The organism is Streptomyces sp. NPDC102274 (assembly GCF_044766385.1).
Taxonomy (GTDB): domain Bacteria; phylum Actinomycetota; class Actinomycetes; order Streptomycetales; family Streptomycetaceae; genus Streptomyces.
In genome coordinates this window covers 70,324-91,274 of record NZ_JBIWLW010000015.1, presented here as the reverse complement: position 1 = coordinate 91,274, position 20,951 = coordinate 70,324, and the positions used below count along the sequence as shown (strand labels likewise).

19 protein-coding genes are annotated in these 20,951 nt (G+C 67.8%); 14 read left to right on the top strand and 5 right to left on the bottom strand.

Annotated features, from left to right (window positions below; translation table 11 throughout):
* Positions 1–28 precede the first annotated feature (28 nt).
* Entirely contained in the window at positions 29–373 is a 345-nt protein-coding gene (locus ACIRQP_RS21335) for a hypothetical protein (RefSeq protein ID WP_403892365.1), read from the top strand.
* A gap of 105 nt (positions 374–478) precedes the next feature.
* Here ACIRQP_RS21335 and ACIRQP_RS21330 read toward each other — a convergent pair whose 3' ends face one another.
* The 3 genes from ACIRQP_RS21330 to ACIRQP_RS21320 all read right to left on the bottom strand — a co-directional run bounded on the left by ACIRQP_RS21330 (position 479) and on the right by ACIRQP_RS21320 (position 4,587).
* The gene (locus ACIRQP_RS21330; protein ID WP_403892362.1) at positions 479–1,117 is read right to left on the bottom strand and encodes a type VII secretion system-associated protein; all 639 of its coding nucleotides are present in this window, start codon (positions 1,115–1,117) and stop codon (positions 479–481) included.
* Positions 1,118–1,419: 302 nt separating this feature from the next.
* The gene (locus ACIRQP_RS21325) at positions 1,420–2,430 is read right to left on the bottom strand and encodes a ricin-type beta-trefoil lectin domain protein (RefSeq protein WP_403892359.1); all 1,011 of its coding nucleotides are present in this window, start codon (positions 2,428–2,430) and stop codon (positions 1,420–1,422) included.
* Positions 2,431–2,985: 555 nt separating this feature from the next.
* Positions 2,986–4,587 (bottom strand): acetolactate synthase large subunit, encoded by a 1,602-nt coding sequence (locus tag ACIRQP_RS21320; RefSeq protein ID WP_403892356.1) that lies wholly within the window; start codon positions 4,585–4,587, stop codon positions 2,986–2,988.
* A 356-nt stretch (positions 4,588–4,943) separates the two neighbouring features.
* Between ACIRQP_RS21320 and ACIRQP_RS21315 the strand changes: the two genes are divergently transcribed.
* From ACIRQP_RS21315 to ACIRQP_RS21300, 4 genes are all read left to right on the top strand, one after another.
* Positions 4,944–5,543, top strand: a complete 600-nt coding sequence (locus tag ACIRQP_RS21315; protein WP_403892353.1) for a hypothetical protein — start codon at positions 4,944–4,946, stop codon at positions 5,541–5,543.
* Between the two features lie 106 nt (positions 5,544–5,649).
* Positions 5,650–7,272, top strand: coding sequence for an AMP-binding protein (locus ACIRQP_RS21310; RefSeq protein ID WP_403892350.1), 1,623 nt, complete (start codon positions 5,650–5,652; stop codon positions 7,270–7,272).
* Between the two features lie 363 nt (positions 7,273–7,635).
* Positions 7,636–8,376, top strand: a complete 741-nt coding sequence (locus ACIRQP_RS21305; RefSeq protein ID WP_403892347.1) for an SDR family NAD(P)-dependent oxidoreductase — start codon at positions 7,636–7,638, stop codon at positions 8,374–8,376.
* A gap of 13 nt (positions 8,377–8,389) precedes the next feature.
* Positions 8,390–8,680 (top strand): hypothetical protein, encoded by a 291-nt coding sequence (locus tag ACIRQP_RS21300; RefSeq protein WP_403892343.1) that lies wholly within the window; start codon positions 8,390–8,392, stop codon positions 8,678–8,680.
* 107 nt (positions 8,681–8,787) lie between these two features.
* Here the strand turns inward: ACIRQP_RS21300 and ACIRQP_RS21295 are convergent, their stop codons facing one another.
* Positions 8,788–10,941, bottom strand: a complete 2,154-nt coding sequence (locus ACIRQP_RS21295; RefSeq protein WP_403892340.1) for a SpoIIE family protein phosphatase — start codon at positions 10,939–10,941, stop codon at positions 8,788–8,790.
* A 437-nt stretch (positions 10,942–11,378) separates the two neighbouring features.
* On the opposite strand from ACIRQP_RS21295, the gene ACIRQP_RS21290 reads away from it, so the two are divergent.
* From ACIRQP_RS21290 to ACIRQP_RS21270, 5 genes are all read left to right on the top strand, one after another.
* Positions 11,379–12,128 (top strand): TetR/AcrR family transcriptional regulator, encoded by a 750-nt coding sequence (locus tag ACIRQP_RS21290; RefSeq protein ID WP_403892337.1) that lies wholly within the window; start codon positions 11,379–11,381, stop codon positions 12,126–12,128.
* Positions 12,025–12,594 (top strand): acyl-CoA thioesterase, encoded by a 570-nt coding sequence (locus tag ACIRQP_RS21285; protein ID WP_403892334.1) that lies wholly within the window; start codon positions 12,025–12,027, stop codon positions 12,592–12,594. The genes ACIRQP_RS21290 and ACIRQP_RS21285 overlap by 104 nt, the downstream gene beginning before the upstream one ends.
* The gene (locus ACIRQP_RS21280) at positions 12,515–12,715 is read left to right on the top strand and encodes a hypothetical protein (RefSeq protein ID WP_403892559.1); all 201 of its coding nucleotides are present in this window, start codon (positions 12,515–12,517) and stop codon (positions 12,713–12,715) included. Before ACIRQP_RS21285 ends, ACIRQP_RS21280 begins: the two co-directional genes overlap by 80 nt.
* An 867-nt stretch (positions 12,716–13,582) precedes the next feature.
* A complete protein-coding gene (locus ACIRQP_RS21275; protein ID WP_403892331.1) occupies positions 13,583–14,434 on the top strand; it encodes an isoprenyl transferase in 852 nt (283 codons plus the stop codon).
* A gap of 645 nt (positions 14,435–15,079) precedes the next feature.
* Positions 15,080–15,835 carry an Asp/Glu racemase gene (locus ACIRQP_RS21270; protein ID WP_403892328.1) on the top strand — a complete coding sequence of 252 codons (756 nt, stop codon included), beginning with the start codon at positions 15,080–15,082 and terminating at the stop codon, positions 15,833–15,835.
* Positions 15,836–16,201: 366 nt separating this feature from the next.
* On the opposite strand, the gene ACIRQP_RS21265 is transcribed toward ACIRQP_RS21270, so the two are convergent.
* On the bottom strand, positions 16,202–17,050 hold the full coding sequence (locus tag ACIRQP_RS21265; RefSeq protein ID WP_403892325.1) for an SDR family NAD(P)-dependent oxidoreductase: 849 nt from the start codon (positions 17,048–17,050) through the stop codon (positions 16,202–16,204).
* A gap of 288 nt (positions 17,051–17,338) precedes the next feature.
* On the opposite strand from ACIRQP_RS21265, the gene ACIRQP_RS21260 reads away from it, so the two are divergent.
* From ACIRQP_RS21260 to ACIRQP_RS21245, 4 genes are all read left to right on the top strand, one after another.
* Complete coding sequence (locus ACIRQP_RS21260) at positions 17,339–18,001, top strand: TetR/AcrR family transcriptional regulator (protein ID WP_403892322.1); 663 nt, start codon at positions 17,339–17,341, stop codon at positions 17,999–18,001.
* 298 nt (positions 18,002–18,299) lie between these two features.
* Positions 18,300–19,031 (top strand): lysophospholipid acyltransferase family protein, encoded by a 732-nt coding sequence (locus ACIRQP_RS21255; RefSeq protein WP_403892543.1) that lies wholly within the window; start codon positions 18,300–18,302, stop codon positions 19,029–19,031.
* A 48-nt stretch (positions 19,032–19,079) separates the two neighbouring features.
* Positions 19,080–19,742: a hypothetical protein gene (locus ACIRQP_RS21250; protein ID WP_403892319.1), complete on the top strand. Its 663-nt coding sequence runs from the start codon at positions 19,080–19,082 to the stop codon at positions 19,740–19,742.
* Between the two features lie 199 nt (positions 19,743–19,941).
* Positions 19,942–20,694 carry an HAD family acid phosphatase gene (locus tag ACIRQP_RS21245; RefSeq protein WP_403892316.1) on the top strand — a complete coding sequence of 251 codons (753 nt, stop codon included), beginning with the start codon at positions 19,942–19,944 and terminating at the stop codon, positions 20,692–20,694.
* Positions 20,695–20,951: the final 257 nt, after the last annotated feature.

Below are 20,951 nucleotides of genomic sequence, written 5' to 3'. Positions count from 1 at the left end.
CAAGCAGACGCGGAGGAACAAGGACCCCATGGTCGGCAATTCATATTTCGCGGATCCGGATCGAATCGCCAAAGGCATCCAGCTAATCAAAGAACTGGAGGGGAGTGTCTATGAAATAGAGGGAAGAACTGGGTCCCTACTCAGTGCTTCTCGTGACTGGGCAGGGCCTCCCGAGGACTCATTTTCGAAAGAGCTGGGAAAACAGGCCAGGGAGGAAGACAAGGTAATAGTTGGCACGCTGGGAGCGCTCCGGGAGGCCGTCGTGGGTACCGCCAAGGGGACGTTCGAAGTTTGGAGAAGTATTGGGGATACTCAGGAAAACATCATCGGCTCAATCAACGGTTCCAACGGTGGTGGTACCAAGAAGCACTGAAAAACCAGATGCCCTCTGGAGCGATCCGTGAGGGCATCTGTCATGCGGCGTACCGCGGGCATGCGGCGTACCGGGGCGCCTTCGCGACCGCGGTGCGCAGGCCGATCAGCTGCTCTCTTTCTCCTGTTGGACCGGCTCCTGGAGCGCGTTCAGGAGTGCGTCGCGGTCCACAGTGAAAGCCACCGGTCCGGCCGGGTTGAGATAGAGGTGGCACCCCTCAGGTATCTGTGAGGGAAGCTCGGAGCCCGCTATCAGCCGGTATCGCAGCGCCCCCACCTTGTCCAGATGCGGTTGCGAACTGAATACCGGAATCACGGCCGTTCCGTCCGGTGCGGCTGCCACGACAGGTGAGTCGGCCGAGTCCACCAGCACCGCGACCTGGGCTCGGGTGAGCAGCCGCGGAACGTCCTCCATGGGCCCGTACCCGGTGGCCGCCAGCTGGACGGCGGCATCGAGAGGGTCCTCGGGGTCACTCCAGCCGAGCATCGTGGGCGAGGGACGGTAGTCGGGGTTGTCGGCCCACTCCACCACCTCGCCGTCGCTGTCCGACCGCCACTGCCCCACGATCGCCCAGGCCGGTGGCTCCAAGCCGTCACGCCATGTGGGATCGACGACGCCCAGCCAGTGATCCGGCACGAGCCGGGCCATCTCCCGCACGTCATCGGGGAGTTCGGGAAGTTCGACATCGCCGGGAACTTCACGTTCGGTGTCCGGGACGACGGGCACGGCGCGCAGGCGTGCCACCCATCCACCGAGGCTTTCATCGGCATCGGCATCGGCATCGGCATCGGCACCGCCATCGCCCGCAACGGCAGCATTGTCGTCGGCTGTTGGCCTGCTCTCGGTCGCCGGCACTCGCTGCCCGGAGGTGTCATCCGCCCCCTGATCGCCTACAGGCGCCATCTGATCCTCATCCCTCTTGTGTCACATCGGCCCCGGGCTGTCCCGCCGTTGACGGGCCCCGGCCCCGGCGGCCCTGACCCGCCACCGGGGCCGGGCCGACGGCGGGAGAAGACCGTGGCGGGGCAAGGCCGTGGCCAGCAGGGTCACTCTCCGGTCCACTTCTGGTTGTCCTGCCCGTTGCAGGTCCACAGCTGAAGCCGGGCACCATTGGCCGTGCCGTGGTCCTTCACGTCCACGCACATGTCGGCGCCCGGGTTGACCAGATCGCGTGCCGCGTTCAAGGTGAAACGCTGAGCGGACCTGCCGTTGCAGGCCGACAGCACGATGGCGGTGCCCTTGGCGGTCGAACCCCCGGCCAGGGTCATGCACTTGTCCAGTGTGCGCACCGTACCGTCGGACTTGAACTGCCACTTCTGCCAGTCGACGCCACCGCAGTCCCAGATCTGCAGCGGTGTGCCGTCCGCCCTCCGACCGTCCAGCGCATCGATGCACCGGTGTGACGCGTGGCTCCAGACCCTGTCTCCTGCGACGGTGCCGGAGTCCTTGGACGAGCCGCCGGACGACCCGCCCGATGAGCCGCCCGATGAGCCGCTGGACAAGAGCGTGCCCGGCGAAGTGCCTGTCTTCTCCGGCTTCGTGCTGTCCGAGGCCGTGTTGTCATCCCCGGAGCTCGCGGGCGACGGCTTCACCTCGCCCACGTTCTCCGGTCCCGCACCGTGCCCTTTCGACGTACCGGGGGCCGGCGACGGGCCTTTCGAGCCAGGACGCGGAGAAGGCGAGGCGGAGCCGAAGACACCCGGGGCACCGCCCCCGCCCGTGAGTTCGGTACCCGGTGTCAGGCCCTTCGAGGCGTTGTGGTTCTTGTCGTCGCCCCCGCCGGTCAGCAGAAAGGGAATGGAGACCAGCAGCACACCGGCGATCGCCGCTCCGGCCAGCAGGCTCTTGCGCGGCCGTCCGGGTGCGGCCTCCGTGTCGGTGGCCGTGCGCAGTTCGTCCGAGGTCCCGGCTGTCCGCGCGAGTGCGGCGTGCGCATCGCCCTCGTCGGCGCGGGCGGGGTTCGGGGACGCCGCCGCGGAGGTCTCCGCCGTGGAGCCCTCGCCGACCGCTCGCTTCTCCCCGGCGGCCCCTTCCGCTTCTTCGCCCTCAGCGCTCAACGGCACCTCGGCTTCTGCCGGGTCGTTCGGCCTCCCGCTTCTCAGCGCCGCGCCGGACGGACTCGACACGGGCGGCGTGCGCCAGCTGGAGCGCGCGGCCCGTGCCCACCGGAGGGGGTGCTCCGCCCCGGCTCGGGCGCCGTCGCGTGCGGCGCCGGAGTCAGGACTCCGGGATCCCTCCGGCTCCGCCGTCACGCCCTCTGTCGGTTCGTCGGGACTGCTCGGAGATGGAGCGGCCGTCATGGCGTCCTTCCTGGGGGGTGGTTCCGGTAAGGGGGATGAGACTGTTCTCGGTCGCCGCGGTTTCCCCGGCCTCGCCCCGGTGCCCGCGCTGCCACTCGCGGATGACGCCTCACCCACCGCACGCCGCACGGGAAGCGTCGGATTGACGGCCGGGGACGTTTTCCGGCACACCCGGCCGCAGGCGGTCACCGACCTCCGCGGTGAACCGTGAGGACCATATAGCCGCGGCGCACCGCATGCCGGTCCGGTTGCCCCAAAGGGACGGCAGAGGTGCGCGAGCGGGCAATGGGGGGCATGGCGGGCCGGTCGGTCTCAGCGCGTGCCGCGCGCCACCACTGCCTCGATGAGATGGGGGCCCTTCACCGCATAGGCGTCCTGGAGGGCGGCGGTGAGCTGTTCGGCACTGGTGACACGTCGGGCGGGTACGCCCATGCCCTGGCTGAGGCTGACGAAATCGAGCGCGGGACCGGTGAGGTCGAGCATGCGGGCCGGCACGTCGGTTGCCCGCTCGGCGCCGAAGCGAGGGAGTTCGGCACGGAGGATCTCGTAGGACGCGTTGTTGACGATGACGGTCGTGACGTCGAGTCGTTCCCGTGCCTGGGTCCACAGCGCCTGGATGGTGAACAGCGCGCTTCCGTCCGCTTCGAGGCACAGGATCGGCCTGTCCGGAGCCGCGAGGGCCGCGCCCGTGGCGAGGGGCAGCCCCTGGCCGAGTGCCCCGCCGGTGAGGGTCAGCAGGGTATGACGGGCGGCTGTCGCCATGGCGGGATCGATATGGGCGGTCGAGCTGACGGTTTCCTCGGCGACGATGGTGTTCTCGGGGAGGGTCGCGGCGATGGCGCCGGCCATGGACCCGAGTGACAGCCCCCCATGCCTGGGCGGCAGGTTCAGCGTTCCTTCCCGGGCGGGCAGATCCGCGCGGGACACCAGCCGGGGGCAACGGTCGGCGGCGAGCTCGTCGGCGATGGTCCCAAGCGCCGTGGTGATGTCCTGGCCGGGCTCCGCGAGATCGAGGATGTCGCAGTCGGGCGGCGTCAGTTCGCTCGCTTCTCCGGGATAGGCGAAGAAGCTCACGGGCGGGCGGGCACCGGCCAGGATGAGTCGGCGCGTGCCGGCGAGCTGTCCCTCGACGTACGCGGGGTTGTAGCCCAGGCGCTGGGCGAAGGGGACACCTGCTCCCCGTTCCAGCCGGGCGGGCAGGTTCTCCGTGAAGATCTGTGCCCCCGTCGCCTGGCCGATGCGGTCGGCGGCGCGTATGCCCGCCTCGGAGAGCGCACGTCCGCCCAGCAGGATGGCAGTGGGCTCCCCGGCGTTCAGCCACGTGACCGCCTCGTCGAGAACACCGGGATCGACCTGTTCCGGGTGGTTCGGACGGTGCTGTGAGGAGGGGAGAGCGGCGGCCGGGTTCCACGCCACGTCCGCCAGCACGATCAGGGTGGCCACCTGACCCCCTCGCCGGCGTGTGGCGTCCAGCGCGTCCAGGACATCCGCTGCCACCGACTCGGCGGAGGTGGCGGTGCGAACCCAGCCCGAGACCGTGCGCGCCGCCCCTTCGATGTCCGACTGCAAGGGAGTGTCATGGGCCATGTGACGGGTGGCGTGCGAGCCGACGATGCACAACAACGGAGTGTGTGCGCGGCGCGCGTTGTGCAGATTGGCCAGGCCGTTGCCGAGGCCGGAGCCCATGTGGAGGAGGGCGACGGCGGGGCGGCCGGAGATGCGGGCATACCCGTCGGCCGCTCCGGTCGCCACACCTTCGGCGAGGGCGAGAACGCCGGTCATCTGCGGGAAGTCACCCAGGGCGTGCACGAAGGGCAGCTCGGAAGTCCCTGGATTCATGAAGCAGGTCTCGACACCCGCGTCGACCAGTGTGGCGACGATGGCCCGCGCGCCTGGGATTGCGTTGTCGGACATCGTCACACGGACTCCCTCGGTGCGGTCGCCCTCGGCGTGGCGTACCGCGGAACGGCACAGTGATGCGGATTTTCTTCGCGAGCGGATCTGAACGCTTTGGCGTGACATCCGAAAACGCACGACGGTTGTGCAGGCGCGGGGGAACTGCCAACTCGGCTATTTTATTGGGCTGTTGCGTGCGGTGAGTGTGGGACACCCACTGTTCCGCGTGCGGTGAGTGTGGGAAACCCGGCATGCGCCGGCCGGTGGTCCGCCGCTGTCATCGCCGCTTCCCAGGCCGGTGTCCGGTCGCACCTCTTGCCCATCGCCTGGCGCGTCGATATTCTGACGCAAATGTCGAACCGGGGAGGGGTCCCATGACCAGTGGCGTCGAGCCCGTTACGGCAGGAACGGTCAGCGGAAGTCGTCCGCCCGCGCCCAGCACCCGGGAGGTCCGTGACCGGATGATCCACGTCTGGCGGGAGTGGTCCACGCGGCACCGGCTGCTCGCCGCCATGCTCGGCGGCCTCGTGGCCGTGCACATCTCCAGCCTCGTCGGCTTCTGGATGGGCGGCTTCGGGCTGACCCGCCTCGACTACAACACGGCCAACGGCACGGTGCTCCTGCCCGGAGGCACCCCCACCCAGCAGTTCGTGATCGGCGGCCTGAGCCACTACGCGGATGGCGTCTTCTTCGCGGTCCTCTTCGCTCTCGCCCTGTCCCCGGTCATGCCGCTCCCGGCCACGCGACTGGGAAACATCGGCAAATCGCTGATCCTCGGAACGGTGCTCGCCCTGCTGGCGATCTTCGTGACGGCACCCTTCGTCTTCGGCCCGGCGAGCGGCGTACACGACTCGCTTGCCGGCGTGCACGCCGGGTGGAACTCCATGCTCAGCGTCTTCATCTTCCACTGGCTGTACGGGCTGCACATCGGCCTCATCTACAACCCCTACGACCAGAGCCCGTCACCGGTGTAGCCGAGAGCTTCCTTGAGCGGGGCTCGTTGTGCGATACGCACATACAACGGTGCGCGACCGCCGCATACGTTGGGTGTGTTGAGCAGCACAGAGAGACGGAGAAACCATGGTGTTCCGCAGCCCCTTCTCCGATGTCGAGATCCCCGACGTCGGCGTTCACGAGTATCTGTTCGCGGACATCGACGAGGAGGACCTCGACCGGCCCGCGTTCACCGTGGCGTCCTCCGGCGAGTCGACCAGCTATCGGGAGCTGCTGCTGTGGTCCGGCGAGATCGCCGGGGCACTCATCGCACGAGGGGTCGGCGCGGGAGACGTGGTCGGTGTGCTGAGCCCCAACACCCCCGCGTTCGCCGCCGTGTTCCACGGGATTCTGCGTGCCGGTGCGACCGTGACCACGGTGAACGCCCTGGCCACGGCGGAAGAGATCGCCAAGCAGTTGGTGGACGCGCGCGCAGTGCTCTTCTACGCCTTCGCGCCCCTCGCGGATCGCGCCGCGGAAGCCGCCGCGCGGGCCGGTCTCTCCGACGACGCGGTCCTGCTCCTCGGCGCGGACGACCACCCCGGGGCGCACCCCGCGCCGTCGCCGTCCGGGCCGAAGGCCGACGTGCCCGTCCAGCGGGCCACAGACGTACCCGTCCAGCCGGCCACACATGTCGCGGCGTTGCCCTACAGCTCCGGCACCTCGGGCCGTCCCAAAGGAGTGATGATCACCCACCGGAACCTGGTGGCCAATGTCGCGCAGGTCCAGCCGCTGAGCGCGATGGGGCGCGACGACGTGGTGCTCGCCGTTCTGCCGTTCTTCCACATCTACGGCATGACCATGTTCCTCAACGTGGCACTGCGCAGCCGCAGCAGCGTCGTCACGATGGCGCGCTTCGAACTCCGGGAGTTCCTGGAACACATCCAGCGGTACCGGGTCACATACCTCTTCGTCGTGCCGCCCATGGCGCTGGCACTGGCCCGGCACCCACTGGTCGACGCCTACGACCTGTCGTCCCTGCGGATGATCGTCAGCTCCGCCGCTCCACTGGACCGGACGCTCGGCGAAGCGGTGGAAGCACGGCTCGGGGTGCCGGTGCACCAGGGCTACGGCATGACCGAGCTGAGCCCTGTCAGCCACTGCGTGGTCATCGACCGCGGGATGTCCCTCACGGGAGAGCGCGCCCCGGTAAATGCCAGTGGCTGGGCCGTCCCCAATACCGAGAACAAACTGATCGATCCGGCATCCGGTGCCGAGATCCCCCTTCCGCTCGAAGGGCTGAGCGAGGCGGGCGACTTGTGGGTACGCGGCCCCAATGTGATGGCCGGGTATCTGGGCAATCCCGAAGCCACCGCGGACAGCCTCGACGCGGACGGGTTCCTGCACACCGGTGACCTCGTGCGGGTCGATCCGACCGGCTGCGTCTACATCGTCGACCGGCTCAAGGAGCTCATCAAGTACAAGGGGTACCAGGTGCCGCCCGCCGAACTGGAGGCACTGTTGCTGGCCCACCCCGGCATCGCGGACGTCGCCGTGGTCGGGGTGCCGGACGTGGAGGGCGAGGAGATCCCGAAGGCGTTCGTCGTCCTCCGGCCGGGCCACCCGCTGACCCCCGACGAGGTCATGGAACACGTGAACGCCCAGGTCGCCCCGTACAAGCGCGTCCGGCAGGTCGAGTTCATCGCCGCCGTCCCGAAGTCGGTCACCGGAAAGATCCTCCGCAGGGAACTGCGGGGCGCGGCCCGCTGAAGCGTGTTGCCGAGGACTGTGTCCGGGCAGGCAGCCTGAGCCGGGCTGTCGGCATGTCCGGTGGTGCGGTGAGGGCGCGGGCGCGCATGGCCGCGGCGGCGCGCGGTCACCATCTCCCACAACAGGATTGTCCTCACGGAGTAGACTTGCTTGTCAATTATTCGACACAACTGTTGACAATGGTTGCGAGCAGGTTCATGGTGGGACTTGGCTCGCTCCGCCCTTCGGTGAACACGAAGGGCTGACCGGCGGCCGCGTGTCTGTCGCGGCCAGGGCCGCACACAAACGCCGGACGGAGAGCTCCGTCCGGCGTCGCACAGCGTTCCCGTCATTGATGTCGGGAACCCGATGAAGGGACGCACCGTGAGTACGGATCACAGGGTCGCAGTCGTCACAGGCGCTGCTCAGGGTTTCGGCAGGGCCATCAGCATCGGACTCGCCCGTCGCGGAGTGGACGTGGTGGCCGTCGACCTGTCCGCGTCCGAGGAGACGCTCAAGGAAGTGGAGGCGGCCGGGGCTCGCGGCGTCGGCCTGGAGGCCGACGTGTCCGACCCCGAGACGACCGGGCGACTGGCCGCGCTGCTCGACGCGGAGTTCGGGCGCTGCGACATTCTTGTCAACAACGCTGGTATCTATCCCAACAAGCGGTTCTCGGATGTTGATTACGACCTGTGGCAGCGTGTGCTGCACATCAACCTGGACTCACAGTTCCTCATGGCCAAGGCGGTGGTTCCGCTGATGGCCAGGGGAGGCTGGGGACGCATCATCAACATCACATCCAACTCCGTCGCGCTGCCCGCTCCGGGCCTCAGCCACTACATGGCCAGCAAGATGGGCGTCATCGGATTCACCCGTGGCCTGGCCAATGACGTGGGCGACAGCGGCATCACCGTCAATGCCGTCGGCCCGACCGCATCCCTGACCCCGGGAGGCAAGGCCCACATCGATCCCGAGGTCATCGCGTCACTGTCGACGACGCAGGCGATCAAGCGGCCCGGTGGCCCGGACGACATCGTCGGCACCGTGCTGTTCCTGGCGAGCGAGGACAGTGGCTGGGTCACCGGCCAGACGATCATGGCCGACGGCGGACTCGCCCGCCTCTGACACGGTGACGGCGGTGCTCGAGGAAGGCATCGAGCAGGGTGAGTTCAAGCCTCTCGACGCGCGCGTGGCGGCATTCAGCGTCCTCGGCGTGTGCAACTGGGTGGCCTGGTGGTACCACCCGGGTCCCGACTACGACATCGACGCGGTGGCACGGCAGATCAGCCAGTCCGCCGTCGACATGGTGGCCGCCGGCGACGGGTCACGTGGGCCGGCCGACTCGGCCAGGTCGGCGCTGGCCATGGCGCGTTCCATTCTCGATGTACTCGAACGCCTCCTGCCGGGCGATCAGCCCGCGGCATCCTGAGTCCCGGCGAGTCCGCGTCCGCCCACCGTGATCCGCACCTCCCGTCAACGGGAGGCGGCGGGCGGTGACTTCACGGCCCGTGGGCGTGAGGCACTCTCCGGGACCGTTCAGCTCCGTCCCAGCTCGAACCACACCGACTTGCCCCGCCCGCGCGAAGCCTTGCCCCAGGACGACGCCAGGGCCTCGACGATCAGCAGACCCCGGCCGTGCTCGGCCTCGCAGTCGAACTCCTCGGTGAACGTGATCGGGGCCGGAACGGGCGGCCTGGGGTCCCAGTCGCACACATCGACCCTGATACGGTCCGGGTGCTCGCGCAGCCAGAGATCGACCTCGCTGTCGGCATGGATCAGCGCGTTCGTCACCAGCTCCGTCGTGAGCAGTTCGGCTTCGTCGCTCACCAACGCCCAGCCCCAGTCGTCGAGTTGCCGGCGCACCAAGCGACGCACCGTCCCCAGCGCTTCCAGATCGTGGCGTTTGACCCGCAGGTGCACCACACGGTGCCCGACGGCCCGCTGGGTGCCCGTGTAGACGGCCAGAAGAAGGGCGGCGTCGTCCTCGCGGTACCGCGCGCCGGCCGCGGGGGCGCAGATGCGGTCGGCGATGTCCTCCGGATGTCCCGCTGACGCGGTCAGCATGCCGGAGATCGCCGCCAGGCCCACGGAGTAGTCCGGCGAATGCGAATGGACCAGTCCGTCGGTGAAGAGGGCCAACGCGTCACCCGCCCGCAGTGTTACCTGCGTGGCCTGGTACACCGTGTCCTCCGCGACCACGAGCGGCGGTCCGATGAGGTCCTCAGGGAGGCTGAAGACCTCGTTCTGTGCCATCCGGATCAACGGGCCGGGATGTCCGGCACACGCGATCTCAGCCGTCCCCTGGAAGCGGTCGACCCAGACACAACAGCATGAGACGAACCTCTCCGCCCCCAGTTGCCACAGCAGTGTGTTGGTCCGTGTGAGCACTTCGGCGGGGTCGTGTCCCTCGGCCGCGTACGCCTGCAACGCGGTGCGGACCTGGCCCATGAGGGCGGCGCTTGCGACGTTGTGGCCCTCGGCGTCACCGATCAGGAGACCGACCTTGTCGTCCGGCAGCTTCAGGACGTCGAACCAGTCGCCGCCGGTCCTGTTGCCGGAGGCGGAGAAGTACCGGGCCGTGGTGTCCAGCTCCGCCAGTTCGGCGACATGCCGGGGCAGGAGCCGTCGCTGCAGTTCCTGCGCCGTGGTGTGGGAGATGTCGTAGAGATGGGCTCGTTCCCATGTCGCCGACACCATGCCGGCCATGGTGACCAGCCACGCCCGTTCCTCCGGAGAGAACACGCGAGGATGTGTGAAACCGAGGAGCAGGGCGCCGATGGTCCGTTCACCGCTCACCAGGGGCAACACGACAGCCGACTGGAGACCGCTCGCGAAATCCGCACCCAGTCCGGCCGCTTGCACGCTCTCCTCGGTTTCGTAGAAGCGGCCCCTGCCGGAACACGGAACGTCCAGGCTGGTTTCCCCGGCCTCCAGCACAGGGCGCGACATGGACTGGGGAAAGCCGCTGTGTCCGATCACCCGGACACGGCCTCCCTCGAACGACAGATGAGCCATCTTCTCCGCACCGGTCGGCCGGGCGATGCGGTCCATGACGGCGGCGACGACATCCCTGAGTCCGGTCGCCGCCGACAACGCCGACTCCAACGTGCGCGTCTGGAAGAGCAAGGACGTACCCGCCGCGCCATTCACGTCGTCGCCGCCGGCCAGCACGAAGCGTGGATTGGAGCACCCCTGAAGCGCGGCGAAAAGTCCCCTGTCGTCTGCCAGTTCCGCGGCGACCGCAGTGCAGCGTTCGGTGTCTTCGGCGGTGATCACCGTTTTGTCTTTCGGCAGCGCCCAGACGAATGTGAGGATCCCCGCGGCGAGATCGCCGCGGATGATCGGGGTCGCGGCGACGAGGTAGGGGAAGGGCATGGAGACATCTCGTGGCTCGGCTCCCGGGAAATCCCTCACCACCTGCTGCTTCGTCCGGAAGGCGATCGCCGCGATATAGCGTTCGTCGGACGTCGAGATGTGATCCGGCGTGGTGAACAGCGAGAGGGGCCCACCGACCACGAGGGCGGGGGTCAGCGTGATTTCGCGTTCGTCGACGAGGAACAGAACCGAGTTGTCCGCCCCGAGCCCGTGCACAGCATCACGCATCAGCTCGGCAGCATGGTGGAGGCTGTCCTGAGTGGTGGACGTTCCCTCGGCGTCGACGCCGTGGCCGTCATGCATGGTGCCTGCCATCCCGCATACGGTAAGGAACGAACCACTCATTTTACGACATTTTCCAATAGGTGGGATGAAAATCGAGCTCCCGGGTGGTGTCGCCGGGTGCGGGATGCCGGCGGGCGCTGCCCGGCTTGTGTCGTATGGCGGCCTGGGGGTGCGCGGTTCGTGGCCGTACCGGCGTGGCGGTGGCCGCGTCGAGCTCTCATCGGCCACGCGGAACGCGTGGGTTCCCGCGCGCGGGCCGGGATCGGCCTGATCGGTGGCGTCCATCGCGCGCGCGGAAGGCGGTGACCCGGCGTCTCGGACCGTCGAGGGGAGGCGTCCGAGCGCTGCGCGGCCGTGTCGCGGGGGCGCCACGGTGTCTGGGGTGCCGCGGTGCCGGGGTGGCGGAAATGTTCGACGCGACTATTGAATAATCGACACTCGCGACGATTCTGGATTACCGTATACCCATGACACCTGGCAAGCAACCGCCCGCCCGCCGCCTCACCACCCGGCGAGCGCTGATCATCCGTGAGGTGCTGGACAAAGCCACAGAACTCTTCGGCGAGCAGGGCTATGACAAGACCACCCTGCAGGACATCGCCACCGCCATCGGGATCTCCCGGTCGGCCCTCTACCACTACGTCTCCAGCAAGGAACAGATCCTGGCCACGCTCATGGACGAGCTGAGCGTGGCGCTCAACGAGTCCATTGCGACCGCCCACGAGGGTGCCGACAGTCCCGAGGACAGGCTGCGCACACTGTCGGCGGAGCTCGTCCGGCAGCGCGCGGAACGGCCGGGCCCGTTCCGGCTGCTCAATCAGGCGGGATCCGCGCTCCCGGAATCGGTGCGGGCTCAGCAGGCCGAGGTGCGCGGGACCGTACTGGACGAGCTGTGCTCGGTGATCGAGGAAGGGATGGCCGCCGGGGTCTTCAAACCCCTCGATCCGCGGGTGGCCGCGCTGAGCATCGTCGGCATGTGCAACTGGGTGGCCTGGTGGTTCCACCCGGGCATCGGCCTGGACGTCGAGGCGACCACTCGGCAAGTGGCGCAAGCCGCAGTGGACATAGTCCTCAAGGACGACCAGCGCGATTCGCCGTACGCGTCTCCACGCCATGCCCTCGACGCGGTACGCGCCTGTCTCGACACCCTCGAACAGCTTCTTCCGTGCGCGAGGCGCGTCGCCGTGGCGGCGGACGGAGCCCCCGACCCCTGGTGATGCGCCACTTCCGAGGCGGATCCAGGTGTCGGATCGCGACATTGTGACGGTTCTCCCGGCGCGGGCAGTATCGAAAGAGACCTGCCCGCACCGGGAAATGCCGCCTGTTCGTCACAACCCTGACGTTCGGCGTCACGATCCGGCCGGGAATCTGAGAACCCAGAGGACGACCATGCACACCACGCGAGTCGGCGTACGCGGATACGAGACGGATGCTCTCGGGCATCTCAACGGGACGATCTACCTTCAGTACGCGGAGCACTCGCGCTGGTCGCTGATGCGGTCCGCGGGTATCCGGCAGGAAGACCTGCTGAAGAAGCGCATCGCGCCGGTCAACCTGGAGACGACGATCCGCTACCACCGCGAACTGAAGGCCGGAAGACGAGGTGAGCATCTCCTGCCGGCTCGTCTGGGGAGAAGGGAAGTCCCTGCGGGTCGACCAGAACTTCTATATGGAGGGCGGTGATCTCGCCGCGGAGGTTTCGAGTGTGGGCGGCCTCATCGACCTGAACACACGACGCCTCGTCGAGAACCCGCAGGACCGCTTCCGGGAGCTCGCCAAGAACCCCGAAATACTCGGACTCTGAGGAAAGAGCCCCATCCTTCAGCCGGACGCCGACGCGAGCCGGGCGCATGCCCCCTGCGCCGTCCTGGCGTGGACGGCGCAGGGCGGGTGTCAAGCACTGAAGACACCGGGGGAAGTCCCTGTGCCGGTAGCGGTAACAGCGAGACCGCTGGTGCTGGCGTTGAAAGAAGCCGAGGCAATGTACTTGCCTCCGTGCACGTGGGAGCGTAGGTCACTAACTTCCCCCGAAAGATGGGGTGTTCGCACACCTACTGTGCCGTCACAAGTGACCTGTGAACATTGCTTCCGTCCAAACCCGCGCGTGTCTTCGCAAGCGCGACGTCCGCAAGCGCGATCCCCAGGGCGGCGCAGTCGCCTCTGCCGCGGTGTGGCCCGTGGGCCTCTCGGTCCGGTTGCGCAGGTCAGTCGGGGGGAGTTGCGCTCAGGGCCGAAGGCCGCGCGCGGGAGGGCGGGGGAGTCCGGCTGGGCGCCGACCCCGGAAGCAGTGGAGAACGGACACACACCGGCTCAAGCACAGTGTGAATACGACATTGATTGCCTGACGCTCACCTTCTACGGTTTTAACTCCTGGGGTCAAGTGAGTCGATGCGCGATGGTGCCGTCTCCTGCTTTCCGACCGGTAATCGATAACATTCTGGAGGCCCATGACGCTCCGGTTGGGGCTACGCGACCGCGTCCACGCCGTTGCGTACGAAGTTCTTTCCGGCGTCATGCGAGGATCTGGTCGCACATAACGTCCGATGCAGAGATTTCAGGGCGGCACCCGGCATCGACATTATTCTGTGTGCGAATTTTTGAACAACCACATTGGCCTCGGTCGCGGGCACAGCGCGGTGCGCAAATAGGAATGTGAGAGAGGCAGACAGATATGGCACGACGCGGAATTCTGGGCCGTTCCCCACGCGAGTACAAGACGCCCGAGCCGCACCCCTCGGGGGCCCGGCCGCCGAAGATCCCCGGCGAGCTGGTCCCGAAGCACGTGGCCTGCGTCATGGACGGCAACGGCCGCTGGGCCAAGGAGCGCGGTCTGCCGCGCACCGAGGGGCACAGGGTCGGCGAGGGTGTGGTGCTCGATGTGCTCAAGGGCTGTCTGGAGATGGGCGTCAAGAACCTCTCCTTGTACGCCTTCTCCACCGAGAACTGGAAGCGCACCCCCGACGAGGTCCGCTTCCTGATGAACTTCAACCGCGATGTCATCCAGCGCCGCCGGGACGAGATGGACGAGATGGGCATCCGGATCCGCTGGGTCGGCCGGATGCCCAAGATGTGGAAGTCGGTCGTCCAGGAGCTCCAGGTCGCCCAGGAGCAGACGCGGGACAACGATGCCATGACGCTCTATTTCTGCGTCAACTACGGCGGTCGCGCGGAGATCGCGGACGCCGCGCAGGCGCTCGCGGTGGATGTGGCGTCGGGGAAGCTCGACCCGGCCAAGGTCGATGAGAAGACCTTCGCCAAGTACCTCTACTACCCCGACATGCCGGACGTGGACCTTTTCCTGCGTCCCAGCGGTGAGCAGCGCACATCCAACTATCTGATCTGGCAGAGCAGTTACGCCGAGATGGTCTTCCAGGACGTGCTGTGGCCGGACTTCGACCGCAGGGACCTGTGGCGGGCCTGTCTCGAATTCGCCTCCAGGGACCGGCGCTTCGGCGGTGCGCTGCCCAACGAGGGGCAGGCGTCCCGCGAGCACGCGCAGGACGGCTCGTCCGCTGGGTTGTGACGCCGGTGGCACGAGTGACCACCGCTCCTTCGGCGTCGAACCACCGGACCACTCATACCCATGTCCTTGCGTCTCCGGCGCGTGGCAGCCCGGCTGCACTCCTCGCCCCGTCTTGAAAGAACTCCTTCCTGTGGATGCACCACACGTATACATCGGCTACCACAACGAACATGGCTTTGTCGCCCGTCCCCACCACAGCCTCTCGTCCCACCTGGCGGACTGGATGCTGACCCGTATCATGTTCGAACAGGTGCCCGACAGTGCGCTCTATCGACTTGTCGAGCCGTGCCAGGACGGCGCACGCCGAAGCCGACAGGCCGTGAGCAACCTGCGCTCTCTCGGCATCGTGGTCCATGCCGATCTGCTGCTCGACCCGCAACTCACCCCCGAACCGCAGCGTCCTGAGTGGCCCACGATGCTGTCACAGCGTCGTCGTTCGTGTGCGGGCGCGGTGCACCGGTGCACGCGGAGAGCTGAGCCTTGACGGCTTCGCGCAGGACACCGTCTCGGTCCGGTTCTTCCTGTCTCACACGCGACCGGAGCGACCGGAGCGACCAGGGCGGTCGGCCCGGGGTGATGTGACTCTTGACATTGTGACATTAGCGTCGAAAAATAGTCGCCGTAGTCAATTAGAGGAGTCAGCCCATGCCCCGACCGACCCGGGTCGGTCTCGTCGTCCCCAGTTCCAATGTGACGGTCGAGACGGAGATGCCGCAGCTGCTGAACCGGCACCCCAGCGCGCGTTTCTCGTTCCACTCCAGCCGCATGCGCATGCACACCGTGTCGCCGGAGCAACTGCGGGCCATGAACGCCCAGCGTGAGCGCTGCATCCTGGAACTCGGCGACGCCGGTGTCGACGCCATCCTGTACGCCTGCCTCGTCGCTGTGATGGTCGGCGGACCGGGCGAGCACGAGCGGGTCGAGGCCGGCATCGCCGAGCAGTTGTCCACGGGTGGTGCCAGTGCCGCCGTACTGAGCAGCGCCGGTGCGCTGGCCGAGGGCCTCAGGGCGCTGCCCGCCCGGCGGATCGCGCTCGTCACCCCGTATGCGCTGCCGCTGGCCAAGCAAGTCGTGGCCTACCTGGAGTCCGAGGGCTTCGAGGTCACCGACTGGCGTGCCCTGGAGGTCGAGGACAACGAGCAGGTCGGCCGGATCGAGCCGGAGCGTGTGCTGGGCGCGGCCCGCGAGCTGGACCTGACCGGTGTCGACGCCCTCGTGATCTCCGCGTGCGTCCAGATGCCTTCCCTCGATCTCGTGCAGCCCGCCGAGGAGGAGTTCGGCATTCCCGTGGTCTCCGCCGCCACGGCCGGCGCCTACACGATCCTGCGAAAGCTCGGCCTGGCCGTGGATCTCCCCGACGCGGGCCGACTGCTCCGGGCGGACGCGCAGCCCGTCGGATGAGCCCTTGCCGAGAAAACGATCAGTCGTTGTCCGAAGAGATCTGAGACGGAGCAGCGCGAACACCGGGTCAGGGGTGTCGACCATGCCGCGTTCCCCACGAAGGACGCGCTGCGCGTGGAAGCACGATGAGCGCCTCCGCCCGCCCGGGCGCCGGTCGGCACACCTCGGCCAGGCCGATCCCCGACGCCACGGTCTCGACCCCGGCGACGTCCGAACGGTGCGGGTGTCTCTTTCCCTGACGCCCTGACGCCCTGACGCCCTGACGCCCTGACGCCCTGACGCCCTGACCCCTGACGCCCTGCCAGGCACTCCGGGCCCACCCGGCACGTGATGACGCACTCGTGCCAGGTGGGCCCGCACCTGCTTCTACTGCCGGGGCGCCAGGAGCCCCCGCAAGCTGTCGAATTCCTCCCGGGACATGGCGGAAGGACGACCCACCGAGGTGCCCGCGTCGACGCCGATGTCCTGGCCGGTCACGAGCCGGCTCGCGTCGCCCGCGAGCCACAGCACCGCCTCGGCGACGTCGTCGGTGCTCACGGGCGTCTCGATCGCCTGGTGGCGCTTCATGACGGAGTCGAACACGACGGCGAGGGCGTCGACGGAACCGTCGGCCGCGGACGGGGCCACGCCGGCTCCCTTGGCGAAAATGCCGGTGGGCACGAAACCGGGCGAGACACTGTTGACCCTGATGCCGTGTTCGCCCAGGTCCATCGCCGCACAGCGGGTGAGATGGAGAACGGCGGCCTTGGCCGTCGAGTAGTCCATCCCGGACCAGCCCGCCGCCTTCCCCGCGAGGCTGGCCATGTTGATGATGCTGCCCGAACGCTGCGTCAGCATCTGCCGCGCCGCGTGCTTCGTGCCGTACATGGCTCCGTGGACGTGCACCGCGAGAGTACGCCGGAACACCTCGCCGTCGAAGTCGCTGACCGAAGCCCTGTTCCCAGGGGTACCGGCGTTGTTGACCATGATGTCGAGCCGTCCGTGGCGCTCGACGGTCCGCGTGACGAGGGCCTCCACGTCCTCCTCCGCCGACACGTCCGCGCGGATGAAGCCGGCCGTACCGCCCAGCGACTCGGCGACCGCCTTGCCCTCGGCCTCTCGCCGCCCGGCGAGGACCACGTGGGCACCCGCGCGTACGAACACGTCCGCGATGCGCGCGCCGATACCGCTGGTGGCCCCCGTGATGATGGCGACCTTCTGGTCCAACGTTTTCATTCTCTTCTGCTCCAGAGAGTGGGACGTACGGATGCGGGCCCCGGGCCGGTGGCGGCGGGAGGCCGGCACGAGGGAGCGGCCGGAGCCGTGCATCGTGCGGTGAAGCGGCCGAAGAGGCCAGGATGGACGGGAACCGGCGGGATCCCGGTGACAATCGGCCCCCGGCAATCGTGCGGCGGAGAGCCGGGGCGCCTCGACGAGTGCCCGTTTCACGTGTTCAGAACAGTGTCAGGCAGAAGATAACAACGTCAACTTCCCTCTGTGGATGATCAAAGGCACGATGGGGAGATGGGAACGACCGCGGCCCGCAGCGACAGGTACCACCACGGAGATTTGCGCAACGCCTTGATCGACGCGGCGACCGCACTGGCGTCCTCGGGCGGCCCCCAGGCAGTCGTCCTGCGCGAGGTCGCACGGCGGGTCGGAGTCTCCCCGACGGCCGCCTATCGCCACTTCGACAGCCATGGCGACCTGCTCCAAGAGGTGAAGACGCGGAGTCTGGACGCCCTCACCGACACCATGGCGACGTCCATCGTCCAGGCGGTGACGGAAACCGATCCGCGGCTCGCGGCGATACAACGGTCGAAAGCGGCAGGGCGCGGCTACCTCATGTTCGCGTTCAACGAGCCCGGACTCTTCCGCACCGCGTTCCACGAGGTGCCGTCATCGGCGGCCCCCTACACACAGCGCACCGGGGCACCGGACAAGAGCGCCTATCGATCGTACGAACTCCTGAGTTCCGCCCTGGACAATCTGGTGGCCGTGGGGTGCATGCCGGCCGAACGGCGGCCGGGCGCGGAGATCGCCGCCTGGTCCGCGGTGCACGGATTCGCCGTGCTGGTGACCGAAGGACCGCTCAGCGCCCTCCATGGTGACGCCCTGATGGACGCGGCGGAGAGCCTGCTCGACCAGATCACCGTGGGCTTGTGCACCCCCGTTCCCGCCGGCTGACCGGCGCGGCGCCGGGCACCGTCACGGGATCCGTCGTGGTGGCCCGCGGAATTATGTCGGAATCCGACACGGCGGCCCTGTCGATCTGTCTCTTCCGGCCGTTGAAGCGTTTTCCCGCGGCGGAATAACCTGCTACGGGAATCATGCCCACGAGATCTGCCGCGGGTCGGTCAGTTGCCTTGCCGAGCGATACTTCCCTCCGTGTGTTGACACTGTCAACCCTTTCGGAGTGGAAGTATGAGTCTCTTTCGGCGACCAGATGTCGGGCTGGTCGGAGTGACGAAGGAGAAGTTTGCTGATGGGCCCTAAAGTCGGCTTCTGGTACCGGTTCGCTGTCATGCTGGGAAAGCCTCCCGTGATCCTTCTTTTCCAGCGGGACTGGCGGGGAGCGAGCAACATACCGGCCGACGGCGGATTCATCGCGGCCGTGAACCATAATTCCTACCTCGACCCGCTCGCCTACGGACAATTCCAGTACAAAGCCCGCCGGCCGCCCAGGTTCCTTGCGAAGGAATCGCTGTTCACAGGGCCGGTGGGTCGCCTGCTGCGCGCCACGGGGCAGATACCGGTGTCGCGCAGCGGGGCGGACGCCATGACCGCTCTGCGTGCGGCGGTCGAGGCGGTCGAGCGCGGTGATGGCGTGGTCTTCTACCCGGAGGGAACGCTCACCCGCGATCCCGGCATGTGGCCCATGAGCGGACGGACGGGCACCGCGCGCGTGGCCCTGATGACGAAATGCCCCGTCATTCCCGTGGCCCAGTGGGGGGCCAATGTGCTGCTGCCGCCCTACGGGAAAATGGGCAGGATATTTCCGCGCACCAGGCACACAGTGCTGGCCGGCCCGCCGGTGGACCTGTCCCGTTTCTACGACAGGGAAATGACCCCCGAAGTCCTCCGGGAAGCCACGGAGGAAATCATGAAGGCCATCACCGGTCTACTGGCGGAGATACGCGGGGAAACGGCCCCGCCGACTCCCCGCGATCGGAACAAGCGTGTGGCCGAGAGCGCCGCCGCGGCAAGCCATGACTGAGGAATTCCCCGTCGTGTGTCGACGGTCGTCGAAGGATGAGAAGATCTCATGAGTTTCCTGCAAATCGTCGGAGCACTCCTGATCATTGTGCTTGTCATCGCACGACAAGTGCAGGGCGAACCCCTGCGGGGGCGGCGGCTCATCGTGCTCCCCGTCGCCCTCACCCTTCTCGGCGCCTATCTGCTGTCCAAGCACGATGAGAAGCCGTCGGCCGCCGATGTGGTGTTCATAGCCGTCGGCGCCGCCGTCGCCGCGGTGATCGGGCTGCTGCAGGGGAGGTCCACCGTCCTGGAGGCACGCGACGGAGTGCTGTGGGCGCGAACGCCGACGAGCGGCCTCTGGCTCTGGCTGGTGCTGATCGTTTCCCGGGTTGTCGTCACGGGCGTCGCCGTCGCCGCGCACGCGCACGTGGCCGGTTCCGCCTCCCCGATCCTGCTCACCCTCGGGATCAACCGGCTCGCGCAGGCGATCGTCGTGGCCCCTCGCGCGCTGAAGTCGGGAGTACCGCTGGCTCCGGAACGGGACGGACGGCCCTTCCTCGGGACTCCGGCCGAGGCACCCCGTACGGATGCCCGAGGCGACATCCATGACCAGGCCGGCAACTACCCGCAGGCATCCGACGCAAGGACGCCGGCGACCCCTCTGCGCAACGCCCGACTGCGGCGCGAGCGCCGGCATGAGCGCCGGGACTACCGGCGGGGCGACGACTAGAGCGTGTTGCAGAAGTCCCGTCTGCACCGCCGGCACGGTCACGGAAAGCCGCATGAGCGGCTCGTTGATTTCCTCCCGGAGTATCTCTGTACGTATTCCGGGCGGTTGGAAGGGGCGCCTGCCGGCGCCCGGGTTTCTTTGAATAGGTAGCTGAACTCGATTGAAGTCGCACTCTTACATACGAAAGAACCTGACGGCCGTGGCAGTGGCCGCGACTGTGGTGGCATCACTCGCCGCGTACGGGGGCACCGCACTCGCGACCTCCCCGGCGCCTGCCGAGCACGTGGCCGATGCGCGAGTCGACATCACCAACCTGGACTCGGTGAAGGAGCGTATCCGGGCCTACTACGGGGACAACACCGACGCCGAGGGCGAGCACCACGCATCCGACGACAGCCAGTGGGCCAACGAGGTCCGCAAGGCCGACACCCGGGCGCTCAGCTATGTGCAGCAGCGCGTCAAGCGGGGAGCCGAGAAGCCGGCGATCGTGCTGGACATCGACGACACGGCGCTCTCCACGTACGACTACGGGGCGAACAACGACTTCGCCTATCACAGCGACGCCGCCCTGGCGCAGGCCATGACCAAGAGCTTCCCCGCGATCGCCGCCACGCGTGATCTGGCGGTCTGGGCACACGATCACGGTGTCGCCGTCTTCTTCGTCACCGGCCGTCCCGAGGTGCTCAGGACCGTCACCGAGACCAACCTCGACGAGGCCGGATACCCGGCGCCCGACGGTCTGTTCACCTCTCCGGACGCGGCTTCGCTGCCCGGCTACCTCCACTGCACCGGGTCCTGCACCACCACGCAGTACAAGGCCGGGACGCGTGCACACCTGGAAGCAAAGGGCTACAACGTGCTGTTGAGCCTCGGGGACCAGGACAGTGATCTGCGCGGCGGGCATACTGACGCCACGTTCAAGCTGCCCAACCCCGGCTACATCATTCCGTAGCGCGAAAGCGGTTCCGGACGGTGTCCGCACCGACCCGGTCCGGCTGATCGGCGCATGCGGTGCGTGGGCCCGACGGAGCACATGGCCGTCGGGTCCACAAGAACAGGGGAACCCGTACGGCCGGCCAGAGGCCCACCGTGAACGTCACCGGTCCGGGCGCCTTTCGTCCGGCGACGACCGTGGCCCTGCGGATGGGTGCCGAGCGGCGCGATGGGTGCCGAGCGGCGCACGACTTCGACTCACCGTGACGTACCAGA

Coding starts and splice junctions, on each gene's coding strand:
- ACIRQP_RS21295 (WP_403892340.1), bottom strand. CDS start 10,941: ATGGCAGGCACCATGCATGACGGCCACGGCGTCGACGCCGAGGGAACG.
- ACIRQP_RS21265 (WP_403892325.1), bottom strand. CDS start 17,050: ATGAAAACGTTGGACCAGAAGGTCGCCATCATCACGGGGGCCACCAGC.
- ACIRQP_RS21290 (WP_403892337.1), top strand. CDS start 11,379: ATGACACCTGGCAAGCAACCGCCCGCCCGCCGCCTCACCACCCGGCGA.
- ACIRQP_RS21310 (WP_403892350.1), top strand. CDS start 5,650: ATGGTGTTCCGCAGCCCCTTCTCCGATGTCGAGATCCCCGACGTCGGC.
- ACIRQP_RS21255 (WP_403892543.1), top strand. CDS start 18,300: ATGGGCCCTAAAGTCGGCTTCTGGTACCGGTTCGCTGTCATGCTGGGA.
- ACIRQP_RS21315 (WP_403892353.1), top strand. CDS start 4,944: ATGACCAGTGGCGTCGAGCCCGTTACGGCAGGAACGGTCAGCGGAAGT.
- ACIRQP_RS21250 (WP_403892319.1), top strand. CDS start 19,080: ATGAGTTTCCTGCAAATCGTCGGAGCACTCCTGATCATTGTGCTTGTC.
- ACIRQP_RS21320 (WP_403892356.1), bottom strand. CDS start 4,587: ATGTCCGACAACGCAATCCCAGGCGCGCGGGCCATCGTCGCCACACTG.
- ACIRQP_RS21285 (WP_403892334.1), top strand. CDS start 12,025: ATGCCCTCGACGCGGTACGCGCCTGTCTCGACACCCTCGAACAGCTTC.
- ACIRQP_RS21260 (WP_403892322.1), top strand. CDS start 17,339: ATGGGAACGACCGCGGCCCGCAGCGACAGGTACCACCACGGAGATTTG.
- ACIRQP_RS21335 (WP_403892365.1), top strand. CDS start 29: ATGGTCGGCAATTCATATTTCGCGGATCCGGATCGAATCGCCAAAGGC.
- ACIRQP_RS21275 (WP_403892331.1), top strand. CDS start 13,583: ATGGCACGACGCGGAATTCTGGGCCGTTCCCCACGCGAGTACAAGACG.
- ACIRQP_RS21270 (WP_403892328.1), top strand. CDS start 15,080: ATGCCCCGACCGACCCGGGTCGGTCTCGTCGTCCCCAGTTCCAATGTG.